Source organism: Rhizobium sp. K33, from assembly GCF_056501445.1.
Genome location: NZ_CP096478.1, coordinates 3,845,113 through 3,858,519 on the forward strand (window position 1 = coordinate 3,845,113; position 13,407 = coordinate 3,858,519).

Here is a 13,407-nt window from a genome sequence, read left to right on the forward strand (position 1 = left end):
ACCGGATAGAGCCCTTGCCCACCGTCACCGAAGACATCGCAGCCGTCCTTCAAGGCCGCCGCCGAAAGGCGGGCCTGGCGATGGCTTGTGTTCTCGGAAGCCTTCTGGCATCGGCCTCGCCGCTTCTGACGCTGGCACAGCAGGCGCAGACCCCGGCGGCCCCAGGCGCCACGACGGGAGCCCTGCCGACCGCCCCGGCTCAGACAGGCGACCGGGTCGTGGCCGATCCGGCACCGGATCCGGCGCTCGAACTGCGCTCCAAGCGCGACCAGGTCAGCGCCGAACTGCAGGCCATCGCCTCCAGCATGAAGCTCTCGGAGGGAAAGGCGGCCGAACTGCAGAAGAGCATCGAAGATCTGGAAAAGACATCGGAGAGCCTGAAGACGGCCCTGATCGAGTCGGCCAGCCGCCGCAAGGACATCGAGAAGCAAATCAGCGAGGGCGAGAAGCGCCTCGCGGGTATTGGTCTGCGCGAAGACGATATCCGCGCCTCCTTCCGCGAACGCCGGGCCATGCTGGCCGAGGTTCTGGCCGCCCTCCAGCGCATGGGGCGCAATCCCCCGCCCGCTTTGCTCGTCAGCCCCGAGGACGCCCTGGGATCGGTCCGCACCGCAATCCTGCTCGGTGCCGTCGTGCCCGGGATCCGCCACGAGACCGACAAGCTTGCCGCCGATCTCGAAGAGTTGATCGCACTGCGCGAGGCCGGCAGGAAGGAGATGGACGGCATGGTCGCCGCCATTGCCAACCGCCAGGAAGAGGAGCGGCGGATGGATCTTCTGGTGGCGGAAAACGAGCGTCTCGCCCGTACCAATTCTCTCCAGCTCCAGGCAGAACGCAAACAATCGGAAGCACTTGCCGAACGCGCCTCGACCATGGAGGCGCTGATCCGCTCGCTGGAAAACGAGATCACCTCGGTGCGCCAGGCTGCCGAACTGGCGCGGGCGGAAGAGCTCAAGCGCAGCCAGATGAGCGAGGAGCAGAGGGCCCGCGCCCTGGAGCTTGCCCAGTCTGGACTGCCCGATAAAAACCGCATTGCGCCAGCATATCCGTTCTCGGAGCTGAAGCAGAAATTGGAATTGCCGGTTGCCGGCGAAACCCTGCGACAGTTCGGTGATCCGGACGGAACGGGCCACCAGGCTCAAGGGGTCGTCATTGCCTCGCAGCCTGGCGCGCTGGTGACCGCACCGGCGGATGCATGGGTGGTGTTTGCTGGAAATTTCCGAAGCTACGGCCAGATGATCATTCTGAACACGGGCGACGGCTATCACATGGTGCTGTCTGGTATGGACCGGATCAGCACGAGCCAGGGCAAGTTTGTTCTCTCCGGAGAGCCGCTGGCGACCATGGGTGAGAAAAGAGTGGCGAGCGCGACGGTATTGGCGCTGGAAACCGATCGGCCAACACTTTACATTGAACTTCGGAAAGACGGTAAACCGGTTGATTCCCGTCCCTGGTGGGCCGGAGGCGATTCTGGAAAGGCACAGAATGATACGTAGGGTCTCTCTTCTCCTCGTCGGCGCACTGATGGGCGCAACCGCGATGAGCGTCATCTATTCGGCAGGTGTTCCGGCGCAAGCGGCGGGCAATTCTACCTACAAGGAACTCTCGATCTTCGGCGACGTCTTCGAGCGCATCCGCGCCCAATACGTCACCCCGCCGGACGAGAACAAGCTGGTCGAAAGCGCCATCAACGGCATGCTGACCTCGCTCGACCCGCACTCGGTCTACATGAACGCCAAGGACGCGGCCGACATGCAGACCCAGACCCGCGGTGAATTCGGCGGCATCGGCATCGAAGTGACGATGGAAGAAGAACTGGTCAAGGTCATCACCCCGATCGATGACACGCCCGGCGCCAAGGCCGGCATCCTCGCCGGCGACTTCATCTCCGAGATCAACGGCGAAAGCGTTCGCGGTCTGAAGCTCGAAGAAGCCGTCGAAAAGATGCGCGGTGCCGTCAACACGCCGATCAAGCTGACCATCCTGCGTGAAGGCGCCGACAAGCCGCTCGACATCACCGTGACCCGCGAAATCATCCCGATCCGCGCCGTGAAGTCGCGCGTTGAAGGCGATGTCGGCTATCTCCGCGTCATCTCCTTCACCGAGAAGACCTATGACGACCTGGAAGCCGCGATCGAGAAGATCAAGAAGGAAGTGCCGGAAGACAAGCTGAAGGGCTTTGTCCTCGACCTTCGCCTCAACCCGGGCGGTCTGCTCGATCAGGCGATCTATGTTTCCGACGCCTTCCTGGAGCGCGGCGAAGTCGTTTCGACCCGCTCGCGCGATCCGCAGGATACCCGCCGCTTCAACGCAACGGCCGGTGATCTGACCGACGGCAAGCCGGTGATCGTCCTGATCAATGGCGGCTCGGCATCGGCGTCCGAAATCGTGGCCGGCGCCCTGCAGGACCTGAAGCGCGCGACGGTGCTCGGCACCCGCTCCTTCGGCAAGGGCTCCGTGCAGACCATCATCCCGATGGGCGACAAGGGTGCGCTGCGTCTGACAACGGCGCTCTACTACACCCCCTCGGGCAACTCGATCCAGGGAACCGGCATCGAGCCCGACATCAAGGTCGAGCAGCCGCTTCCGGAAGAGCTCCAGGGCAAGGTGCGCACCGAGGGCGAATCCTCGCTTCCGGGTCACATCAAGGGCCAGAACGAGAATGAAGAGGGCTCCGGCTCGGTCGCCTATGTGCCACCGGAAGCCAAGGACGACGTCCAGCTCAACTACGCGCTAGACCTGTTGCGTGGCGTGAAGACCGATCCGGCCTTCCCGGCAGACCCGCAAAAGGCGTCGCTGCAGTAAACCACTTGAAAATGGCCGCCCGCGTATCGATGATGCGCGGGCGGCCTCTTCGTATCTGGGCCGCCGGCATCACTGGAAATCGCGCATGGACCTTCATGCACCGCTCGGTCAAGAGCGAAAGGACAAACGCCGCGGCAGGTCACGCCTGCGCCTGTCCACCGTGTCTTCCGTATTTGCCGCTCTCGCTCTGCTCGGCCTGTCTGCCTGGACCTCGCTGGCGCCCATACCGCTTCAGAGCAATCCGCCGATCGGCCTCACACCGGCACCGCCGGAGCCCACGACCATCGCCAGCAGTCAGCCCGATCGCGATCCGACCGAGGCTCCGGCAGGCCTTGCGCCAAGCGGCCCTGATGACGGCGCCGTCATCCGCCGCACCACGACCGCAGACGGCAATGTCGTTACCACCTTCAGCCCCAATGCACGTCAGGGCCCGGTCGTCATAGACGCCAGCCGGACCCAGGACCCGCGGCTGGCAGGCCAGCCCAACGAGGACCTGATCGAGGTGACGGATGCCGGTGAACTCCCCACTGTCTCCGCATCGGGTCTGCGCCCTGTCGATTTTTACGCCCGCCCCTGGTCCGGCGCGCGCGGCACCCGCATCGCGATCGTGATCGGCGGCATCGGCCTCAGCCAGACCGGCAGCCAGAAGGCTGTCCAGGACCTGCCGGAGGACATCACGCTCGCCTTCGCCGCCACCGGCAACAGCCTGCAGCGCTGGATGCAGGAAGCCCGTCGCAAGGGCCACGAAATCCTGCTCCAGGTGCCCATGGAGCCCTTCGACTATCCGGCGATCGATCCCGGCCGCGGCACGCTGCTGGCCGAGAAGGCGGCCGCCAGCAATCTCGCCAATCTGCACCAGGCCATGGCCCAGATCACCAATTACACCGGCATCATGAACTATATGGGCGCCCGCTTCCTGTCCGATGACAAGGCCATGGACCCCGTCATGCGTGACATCGGCAAACGCGGCCTGATGTTCCTCGACGACGGCTCGACCGCCCGCTCGCTGTCAGGCGATTACGCCAAGGCGATCGGCTTCCCGCATGCCTATGCCGACGTGATGATCGACGCCCAGGTCGACCGTCAGGCGATCCTTGCTAAGCTCGACGAGTTGGAACGGATCGCAAGGCGCAATGGCCAGGCCATCGGCGTCGGGGCAGCCTTTGACGAAACCATTTCAGCGGTTGCCGAATGGCGCAACGAGGCCGTGGCCCGCGGCATCGAATTCGTCGGCGTTTCCGCTCTGGCGAACGAAAACACACCTTGAGGACATCATGACGAAGACCGGAACGACGAAGCCGCAGGTAAAGGCCGAGGATCTGCCCTATCGCCCCTGTGTCGGGATCATGGTGTTGAACCGGGAAGGACTTGTCTGGGCGGGCCGACGCATCCCCGAAGGCAATTCCGAATATGACGGTTCGCCGCAGCTTTGGCAGATGCCGCAAGGCGGCATCGACCCGGGCGAAGATCCGCTGCCGGCCGCCATGCGCGAGCTCTATGAGGAAACGGGCATCAAAACCGTCTCGCTGCTCGCCGAGGCCGGCCGCTGGATCAACTACGATCTGCCCGCCGAGCTGATCGGCATCGGCTTGAAGGGCAAGTTCCGCGGTCAGACCCAGCGCTGGTTCGCCTTCCGCTTCGAAGGCGACGAAAGCGAGATCGCCATCAACCCGCCCCCGGGTGGCCATGAGGCGGAATTCGACGCCTGGGAATGGAAGCCCATGCAGGACCTGCCCGGCCTGATCGTCCCCTTCAAGCGCGAGGTCTACGACCAGGTCGTCGCCGAATTCGCCCATCTGGCGGGGTAAGGTTCGCCCTCAGGCGTTTCGGAGGCCATGGGCCACGGCAAAGCCTTCATCCGCCCAGCCGGTCATGCCGCCGATCATGACCTTCACCTTCCGTCCAAGGCGGGCAAGGCGGAGCGCTGCCCGGTCGGTGCCGTTGCAATGCGGGCCGGCGCAATAGACGACGAAGAGTGTCTCCTCCGGCCATTCCGCCATGCGCCGCTCCGTCATCTTGCCATGCGGCAGGTTGATCGCGCCCGGCACATGTGCCCTTTCGAAGAGCTTCGGTCCCCGCACGTCGAGGAGAACGAAATCGGCCTCACCGCGGCTCATCACCTCATGCACGTCCCAGCAATCCGTTTCGAAGGCGAGCCGCGCGGCATAATGCGCTTCGACAAGGGCAGGATCGGCGGCAGGGATTTTGGTGACGAGGCTTGGCATGGGTGGCTCCTTTCGATTTCGGATATCGGGAACTTGCTTTTTCCTGCCGTTTGGCGAAATTGGCGCAGATGACAACATGCGTAAAGATCACGCCAAATGCCCGCACCGATTTCGCCTTTCTCCGCCTCCATGCTGACCGGCCCCAGGGTCGTCACGCTCGCCTATGACGGGCTCTGCACCTTCGAATTCGGGGTCGCCGTCGAGGTCTTCGGCCTCGCCCGTCCGGAGATGGGCAATGGCTGGTACCGCCAAGCCACCGCCGCGATCGAGCCGGGGCCTTTGCGGGCGGCCGGTGGCCTGACCGTCACCGCGGCGGGAGGGCTGGAGCTTCTGGACGAAGCGGACCTCATCGTCGTGCCCGGCTGGCGCGGCATCGATGAAGCCGTCCCGGTTACGCTTGTCGATGCCTTGCGCGGCGCCCATGCGCGCGGCGCGCGTCTGATGTCGCTCTGTTCGGGTGTTGCAGTGCTCGCCGCAACCGGCCTTCTCGATGGTCGGCACGCGACCACGCATTGGCGCTATGCCGATGCCATCAGCTCCCGCCATCCACTGATCCGCCTCGATCCGGATGTGCTCTACGTCGATGAAGGCGAAATCCTCACCGCTGCCGGCAGTGCAGCAGGGATCGATCTCTGCCTGCATGTGGTGCGCCGGGATTTCGGAGCAGAGGCCGCCAACAGCGTCGCCCGCCGTCTGGTGGTCCCGCCCCATCGCGAGGGCGGGCAGGCGCAGTTCATTGTCAGGCCGGTTCCGCAGGACCGCGAGGGCAAGAGGCTCGGACCGCTCATCGACTGGATCGACCGCAACCTGCAGCGGGAGATCACGCTCTCCGAAATGGCAACCCGCGCCGGCATGAGCGCGCGCACCTTCCAGCGGCGCTTCCGCGATCTGACCGGCAACAGCCCGGGCGAGTTTCTCCTCGCCCGCAGGCTGCGCCATGCCTGCGATCTGTTGGAGCGCCAAGCAGCACTCTCGCTCGATGACATCGCGCTTGCCGCAGGTTTCGGCACGCCGGCCACGCTCCGCCACCATTTCCGGACCCGGCTTGCGACGAGCCCGACGGCCTATCGGGCCCGCTTTGGCCATGCGAACTGAGACCGGCGCGCGACAGCGAGGCGATCATTTGACCGCCGAATTGCCGCCGTCGGCGTAAAGGGCGGAGCCGGCAACGAAACTGCCCATGGGCCCGGCGAGGAAGAGGGCGGCAGCGGCGATCTCCTCCGGTTCTGCAATGCGTTTCAGGGCATGCAGGGAGGCCGCCCAATCCTTCTGCGCCTGATCCCCGGCCATCGCCGTATCCGTTCCGCCCGGCAGCAGGGCATTGGCCCTGACACCCACTGCCGCATAATCCGCGGTGATCCCTTTGACGAGGCCCATCAGTCCAGCCTTCGCCGCACCATAGGCAGCCATCCCAGGCAGGCCGACACTGGTGCCAACGAAGCTGGACACGAAGACAAGCGCGCCGCCGCCACCTTCGAGCATGGCCGGGATCTGCACCCGCGCCGCCAGAAAGGCGGAGGTGAGATTGCCGCTGAGCACGGCATGCCAGCTGTCGGGATTAAGGTCTGCAAGAGGCGCGATCTGCCCCACGGTGCCGGCATTGTTGATCGCAATGTCGAGCCGGCCGAAACGCTCAAGCGCCGTTTCAACCAGCCGCACATGCGTGTCGGCCAGTGTCACGTCTCCGGGGATGGCCGCAGCCTGGCCACCATCCCTTCGGATCTCCTCCGCCACGCTTTCGAGGGCGTCGACGCCGCGCGCGTTTAAGACGACACTGGCGCCCTCTCTGGCAAACAGGCGTGCCGTTGCCCGTCCGATGCCGGATGAGGCACCGGTGATGATGGCAACCTTGCCGTGAAGACTCGTCATGATCAAAACCTCCGTGATTGGGAGGTCGGTGATAGGCGAACGCCAATGCTCGACCCACCCGTTTCCTGCGGGCAGGCTGCATCGGTCGGAAAAAATGAGAGCGAGGGCGTTACCGCTCGGCGGCAGCGGCTTCTTCGGCGCTTTCTTCGATCCGCTCCATATCGTCGTCGGACAGACCGAAATGATGGCCGATCTCGTGAATCAGCACATGGGTGATGATGTCGCCGAGCGTCTCTTCGTTTTCGGCCCAATAGTCGAGGATCGGGCGACGATAGAGAATGATCCGGTTCGGCATCAGGCCGGTTTCCATCGAAAACCGCTCCGAGATCCCGCGTCCTTCGAACAGGCCGAGCAGGTCGAAGGGCGTTTCCAGCGCCATGTCCTCGAACACTTCGTCGGTGGGGAAATCGGTGATCTCGATGATCAGATCCTTGGTGAGATCACGGAATTCCTGCGGCAGATGGCCATAGGCCTCGATCGCCAGCGACTCGAATGTGCTGATCGTCGGGGCATGTCGTTCGCGCCAATCCTCGCTCTGGTCTATGCGGGCCATGGATACTCCTTAACTGCCGAACATATAGGGGTTTTGCCGCGCCATTTCGAGAGTGAATTCAGTCAAGGAATAAATTCTTATTTGAATCCGGTTGACTCTTTCCTGAAGCTCTGGAATCCATAGGAACAAATAGAGAACAATTCATCAGGAGAGATCGTCATGGGCGAGAGCCCTCAGGCGCGTGAGACGCTTTTTGCCTTGCGGGAAGCCATTGCCCGGATCGAGGGAAAGCCGGACCATGTCGCGCGCACGGCCGCATCCACGGCCGCATCATTGCATCCGCAAAGCGGCAATGGCGCGCTTGAGGGCGATCGCAAGGATCTGTTCGACGGCCTGATGAACCAGATGCTGGCGCCGGGAAACCTGATCGAGATGCGCGGACGACGGCTGCAGCAGGCCGGCGCCGTGATGGGCTTCGGTCTGGCGCTGGCCCTCATGAGCGCTGAGAAGGACAGGGGAGCAAGGCAGCGCCTGCTGTTCATTGCCGATCCGCATGTCGTGCGCGAGGCCGGCCTCGCCTATGCGCCCGGCCTTCTCGATTTCGGCCTGTCATCGGCAACGCTGGTGCATGCCATGCCGCGCCGCATCGAGGATGCGCTGTGGCTAGTCGAGGCAGCACTCGCCTCCCGCGCCTTTTCGGCCATTCTCCTGGAAGTACACGGCAATCCAAAGAAATTCGGCCTCACCGAGAGCCGGCGCATGAGCCTCAAGGCACGCGCCACCGGTGGCAGGCTGATCCTCCTCCGGCAGGCCGGCGAAGAGGAGGCCTCCAGCGCTCTTCTTCGCCTGTCTGTCGAACCCGCGCCAGCGGCGGCGCGAACTCTCGCAGACGGATCCCTGCTGGGCGGCAGCATCGGGTCACCAGTCTTTCGCATCACCCTTGAGAAATCCCGCATTCCGGGCTCACCCGAACTCACTCTGGAGTGGAATTCCGATGACCGCCGCCTTCGCCTTTTCGAACAGTTCGCATCCTCAAGCCTCGGATCGTCGCATTCTGTCGCTCTTTTTCCCAAGGCTTCCGACCGACCGCATCGCCCGGCGCCGCTGGGGTCTCTCCTGGCGTTTGCCCCCCGCCTCGACCGCGCCTCCTGAGCGCGCGCCCTTCGTCTGCGCGGGTCGCATCGCCAATGCCATGCGCATCACGGCACTGGACGAGGCGGCGGAAAGCCTGGGCCTTCGAGTGGGACAGGGCCTGGCGGAGGCACGCGCCATTTGCGCCAAACTCGATGTAATCGAAGCGGATCCAGCCGCTGACCGCGCGCTCCTGGAAGCGATCGCCGACTGGTGCGATCGCTACACACCACTGGTCGCGCTCGACGGTGAGGACGGCCTGATGCTGGATATCACCGGCTGCGCCCATCTCTTCGGCGGCGAGGAGCGGCTGATCCGGGATGTCGATCATCGGCTCACCGCCTTCGGTTTCGCCGTCCGCATTTCGGTCGGCCCGACACCGGGCCTCGCCCGGGCCTGCAGCCGCTTCGGCCGGCCACAGCGTGTCGCGCCATCGGACATGGCTGCAGCCCTCGCCCCCCTCCCCATCGCCGCCTTGAGGCTTGAAACACAGACCGTCATGGACCTCGCCCGCGTTGGGCTGAAGACCATCGCCGATCTGCTGGCAGCCCCCCGGCCGCCGATCACGCGCCGCTTCGGCTCCGGCCCCATGCTCCGCCTCGATCAGGCACTCGGCCGGGAAGGCGAACCGATCTCGCCTCGGCGTCATCTGCCGCTTCTCTCGGCCGAGCGTCGCCTCGCCGAGCCGATCATGACCGAGGATCAGGTTCTCGATCTCGCCGGTCGTCTGGCCGCGGGTCTCAAGACATCGCTCGAAGCCCGCGGCGAGGGTGGTCGCCTGTTCGAACTCTTGGTGTTTCGCGTCGATGGCCGCGTCTTCCGCATCGAGGTCGGCGCCTCTGCACCACTGCGCGACGCCACCCGCATCCGCGCCCTCTTCGAAGAGCGGCTCAGCGTTTTGCAGGATGAACTCGATGCCGGCTTCGGTTTCGAACTCGTGCGCCTCAACGTTCTCCTGAGTGAGAACTTCGACGATGCCCAGCCGGCTTTGGCAGACGAGACGAACGACCGGGAGGATCTCACCCGCTTCCTCGACCAGGTTGCCGCCCGCTTGGGCGAGCGGGCGCTGCGCCTGCCCGTCTCGCTGGCCAGCCATTGGCCGGAACGGGCAACGCTGCATGCCCCCGTCAGCGACGCATCGGGATCCCTCGATCTTGTCCCATCCCAGACACAGAAGGCGGCCCGGACGGTCCGAGGCCTTCGCCCCCTGCGCCTGCTCGATCGGCCCGAGGAAGTGGAGGTCATGTCCGCCGTCCCCGATGGTCCGCCGGCCAGCTTTCGCTGGCGGCGCGTACAGCGGCGTGTTCTCAGGGCGGAAGGGCCGGAGCGCCTTGCGCCGGAATGGTGGGTGGATGACGAGGATTCACCGCCGCGCGATTATTTTCGCATCGAGGACACCGAAGGCCAGCGCTTCTGGCTCTATCGCGAGGGCCTCTATGAACGACGCACCGTCAGGCCGAGCTGGTTCCTCCAGGGCTTCTTCGCGTGAGGCATGAGCCATGACCGTTCAGCCCTTTTACGAGATCGGATTGCGCAGCAACTTTTCCTTCCTGGATGGGGCATCCCATGCCGAGGAACTGGTGGAGCGCGCACTCCTTCTCGGTCTCTCGGGTCTTGGCCTTGCGGATCGAAACACGGTCGCCGGCGTGGTGCGCCTGCATGCCTCCGCCAAGCTGAACGGCCTGGAATTCCGCCCCGGAGCGCGGCTCGTCTTTGACGACGACACGCCGGAATTGCTTGCCTATCCAATGAACCGGAAAGGATGGGGCAATCTCTGCCGCATGCTGAGCCAGGGCAATCTGCGCTCGAAGAAGGGGGTCTGCACCCTGTGGCAGGCGGATCTTCTGGAATGGTCCGGGGATCTTCTCTTCGTGGCCATGCCGCCTTCGCTGCCCGAAACCGCCGATGTCCAGACTTTCGAGACCCGTCTGGCCCCCATCCGCGCCCAGCTGGAAGGCCGCCTCTACCTTGCTCTGACACCCCGCTACGACGGTTTCGACCAGAAGACCTTCGCCGAACTCGGCGGGATCGCCGACCGTCTCGGCCTGCCGCTGATCGCCACGAATGACGCGTTTTACCACGCGCCGGACCGCAAACCCGTTGCCGATGTCGTCGTCGCGATCCGCGAGCATCTGCCGATCGCCGAAGCCGGTCTGCGCCTGCATGCCCATGCCGAACGGCATTTGAAGAGCCCGGCCGAAATGGCCCGTCTGCTGCGCGCCTGGCCCGAAGCGCTCGACAACAATATACGCTTCTTTAGCCGGCTGAATTTTTCGCTGGACGAGCTGTCGCATCAGTATCCCGACGAGATCTTCGATGGCGAATCCCCGGCCCGCGCGCTGCGCCGCCTGACCTATGAGGGCGCCCGCAAACGCTATGGGGACGACATTCCGAAGAAGGTCCTGGGTCTCCTGGACTATGAGCTGAAACTCATCGCGGAAAAACGCTACGAGCCCTACTTCCTGACCGTCTACCGGATCGTCTGCCATGCCCGAGAGGTCGGCATTCTCTGTCAGGGTCGCGGATCCGCGGCCAATTCCGCCGTCTGCTTCTGTCTCGGCATTACCGAAGTCGACCCGCAGAAGACGACGCTGCTCTTCGATCGCTTCATCTCCACCGAACGCGACGAACCACCTGATATCGATGTCGATTTCGAACACGAGAAGCGGGAGGATGTCATCCGCTTCATCTATGAAACCTATGGCCGGGAACATGCAGCCCTGACCGCCGCCGTCATCAGCTACCGCGCCCGCTCGGCCGGTCGCGAGGTCGCAAAAGCTTTCGGCCTTTCGGAAGATGTCCAGTCGGCGCTTGCCGGCTCGATCTGGGGCTGGTGGACCAATGACTTCACCGAGGAACAGGCAAACGCAGCAGGTCTCGACCTGCAGGATCCCACCACCCGGCGTGTGCTGAACTATGCCCAGACCCTGCAGGGCTTTCCCCGCCACCTGTCGCAACATGTCGGCGGCTTCGTCATCACGCGCGATCGTCTCGACGAAGTCGTGCCGATCATGAACACGGCCGATGGCCGCTTCATGGTCGAATGGGACAAGGATGATCTCGACACCTTGAAGATCCTGAAGATCGACGTGCTGGCGCTCGGCATGCTCACCTGTCTCGCCAAGGCCTTCAAGCTCTTGTCGAGCCATTACGATCGCCACGAGACCCTCGCCACGGTCAACCAGGATCAATGTTCTGAGGTCTACGACATGATCTGCCGCGCCGACACACTCGGCGTCTTCCAGATCGAAAGTCGTGCCCAGATGAGCATGCTGCCCCGGCTGAAGCCACGCGAATTCTATGATCTGGTGATCGAGGTCGCGATCGTCCGGCCCGGCCCCATCCAGGGCAACATGGTCCATCCCTATCTCGAGCGCCGTGAAGACAAGCTTGCAGGTCGGCCGATCGATTACCCCAGCGAAGAACTGCGCACCGTGCTGGAGCGCACGCTCGGTGTACCGCTCTTCCAGGAACAGGCGATGCAGATCGCCATCACGGCGGCCGAGTTCACCCCCGCAGAGGCCGACCGCCTCAGGCGCGCTATGGCCACCTTCCGCCGCACCGGCCAGGTCTCGAGCTTCCAGAAACGCATGGTGGAGGGCATGGTGCGACGGGGCTATGATCCCGAATTCGCCGCCCGCTGCTTCAGCCAGATCGAGGGTTTCGGCGAATACGGCTTTCCCGAAAGCCATGCCGCCTCTTTTGCCCTGCTGGTTTATGTCTCCTGCTGGTTCAAGGCTTTTTACCCGGATGTCTTTTGCGCCGCGATCCTGAACTCCCAGCCCATGGGCTTTTACGCGCCCGCCCAGCTGGTGCGCGATGCGCGCGAACACGGTGTCGATATCCGTCCCGTCGACGTCAATCATTCTGAGTTCGATTGCCTCCTAGAAGGCAATGAAAACGGATCATGCGCCTTCGATCCGGATCGCATCACTCCGCGTCATCGCATGATGAGAAGCGTCATCCGCTCGAAACAGGCCGTGCGCCTCGGTTTCCGCCAGATCAAGGGCCTCCCGAAAGACGCCGCCGATCTCCTCGTTGCGCGACGGGGAAAGGGCTATGATTCCGTTCGCGACCTGTGGCTGCGCACCCGGCTTCCCCGGGCCGTGATCGAAAAGCTTGCGGATGCGGATTGTTTTTCGTCCCTCGGCCTATCGAGGCGCGATGCCCTCTGGGCTGCCCAGGCGCTGGATGGAGACGCGGCGGTCGAAGTCCTGCCGCTGTTCGAAACGGTCCGCCAGGACGATCTTCAGGACGAGGCCGAAATGCTCCTTCCCCGCATGCCGCCGGGGGAAGAGGTGCTGAGCGATTACCGCACGCTGACCTTCTCCTTGAAGGCGCATCCCGTCTCGTTTCTGCGAGACGCCATGCATCGCGCAGGCCTCCGCTCGGCGGCAGATCTGGAACGCCTGCCGCATGGGGCAAAGGTGGAGATTGCCGGCCTCGTGCTCGTGCGCCAGCGCCCCGGCTCGGCCAAGGGCGTGATCTTCATGACGCTCGAAGACGAAACGGGCACGTCCAATGTCATTGTCTGGCCCAAGGTCTTCGAGCGTTATCGCCCCGTTGTCATGGGTGCCCGGCTGGTGGCGCTGCGGGGACGCCTGCAAAAGGCCCATGGTGTCATCCATGTCGTGGCCGACCATCTGGTCGATGCCAGCTCCCGCCTCGGTCTGCTTCTGGGCGATCTGAAGACGCTCGACACCCTCGCCCATGCCGATGAAGTGCGCCGCCCGGGCGTCGATCAACGGCAGGCCAAGCAGGAAAAAACCCCGCGTCCCGCCCTTGTAGCCGCGCCACCTCCCGGCCATCCCCGGCGCAGTGCCATGGCCGATCTCATGCCGAAAGGACGCAATTTCCATTGAACACCGGCTCGGGCTTTCGATC

At 64.1% G+C, this 13,407-nt stretch carries 11 protein-coding genes; 8 read left to right on the forward strand and 3 right to left on the reverse strand.

The annotated features are described in order from the left end of the window. Window positions 1–80 precede the first annotated feature (80 nt). From M1E12_RS18535 to M1E12_RS18550, 4 genes are all read left to right on the forward strand, one after another. Window positions 81–1,496 carry a murein hydrolase activator EnvC family protein gene (locus M1E12_RS18535; protein WP_479564915.1) on the forward strand — a complete coding sequence of 472 codons (1,416 nt, stop codon included), beginning with the start codon at window positions 81–83 and terminating at the stop codon, window positions 1,494–1,496. Next, window positions 1,486–2,805, forward strand: coding sequence for a S41 family peptidase (locus tag M1E12_RS18540; RefSeq protein ID WP_479562861.1), 1,320 nt, complete (start codon window positions 1,486–1,488; stop codon window positions 2,803–2,805). The genes M1E12_RS18535 and M1E12_RS18540 overlap by 11 nt, the downstream gene beginning before the upstream one ends. 85 nt (window positions 2,806–2,890) lie before the next feature. Next, complete coding sequence (locus tag M1E12_RS18545; protein WP_479562862.1) at window positions 2,891–4,072, forward strand: divergent polysaccharide deacetylase family protein; 1,182 nt, start codon at window positions 2,891–2,893, stop codon at window positions 4,070–4,072. A gap of 7 nt (window positions 4,073–4,079) precedes the next feature. Then, window positions 4,080–4,613: an RNA pyrophosphohydrolase gene (locus tag M1E12_RS18550; RefSeq protein WP_479562863.1), complete on the forward strand. Its 534-nt coding sequence runs from the start codon at window positions 4,080–4,082 to the stop codon at window positions 4,611–4,613. A 9-nt stretch (window positions 4,614–4,622) separates the two neighbouring features. On the opposite strand, the gene M1E12_RS18555 is transcribed toward M1E12_RS18550, so the two are convergent. Next, the gene (locus M1E12_RS18555) at window positions 4,623–5,030 is read right to left on the reverse strand and encodes a rhodanese-like domain-containing protein (RefSeq protein WP_479562864.1); all 408 of its coding nucleotides are present in this window, start codon (window positions 5,028–5,030) and stop codon (window positions 4,623–4,625) included. Between the two features lie 96 nt (window positions 5,031–5,126). Between M1E12_RS18555 and ftrA the strand changes: the two genes are divergently transcribed. Further along, the gene (gene ftrA, locus M1E12_RS18560; RefSeq protein ID WP_479562865.1) at window positions 5,127–6,125 is read left to right on the forward strand and encodes a transcriptional regulator FtrA; all 999 of its coding nucleotides are present in this window, start codon (window positions 5,127–5,129) and stop codon (window positions 6,123–6,125) included. A 24-nt stretch (window positions 6,126–6,149) separates the two neighbouring features. On the opposite strand, the gene M1E12_RS18565 is transcribed toward ftrA, so the two are convergent. Both M1E12_RS18565 and M1E12_RS18570 read right to left on the reverse strand, forming a co-directional pair. Continuing rightward, window positions 6,150–6,899, reverse strand: a complete 750-nt coding sequence (locus M1E12_RS18565; protein WP_479562866.1) for an SDR family oxidoreductase — start codon at window positions 6,897–6,899, stop codon at window positions 6,150–6,152. A 109-nt stretch (window positions 6,900–7,008) separates the two neighbouring features. Then, window positions 7,009–7,452 (reverse strand): metallopeptidase family protein, encoded by a 444-nt coding sequence (locus M1E12_RS18570; protein WP_113459038.1) that lies wholly within the window; start codon window positions 7,450–7,452, stop codon window positions 7,009–7,011. A 159-nt stretch (window positions 7,453–7,611) separates the two neighbouring features. Between M1E12_RS18570 and M1E12_RS18575 the strand changes: the two genes are divergently transcribed. The 3 genes from M1E12_RS18575 to M1E12_RS18585 are packed head-to-tail and all read left to right on the forward strand — an operon-like array spanning window position 7,612 to window position 13,385. Next, the gene (locus tag M1E12_RS18575) at window positions 7,612–8,544 is read left to right on the forward strand and encodes an ImuA family protein (RefSeq protein WP_479562867.1); all 933 of its coding nucleotides are present in this window, start codon (window positions 7,612–7,614) and stop codon (window positions 8,542–8,544) included. Window positions 8,545–8,584: 40 nt separating this feature from the next. Further along, window positions 8,585–10,012, forward strand: a complete 1,428-nt coding sequence (locus M1E12_RS18580) for a Y-family DNA polymerase (protein WP_479564916.1) — start codon at window positions 8,585–8,587, stop codon at window positions 10,010–10,012. A gap of 10 nt (window positions 10,013–10,022) precedes the next feature. Continuing rightward, window positions 10,023–13,385 carry an error-prone DNA polymerase gene (locus M1E12_RS18585; RefSeq protein WP_479562868.1) on the forward strand — a complete coding sequence of 1,121 codons (3,363 nt, stop codon included), beginning with the start codon at window positions 10,023–10,025 and terminating at the stop codon, window positions 13,383–13,385. Window positions 13,386–13,407: the final 22 nt, after the last annotated feature.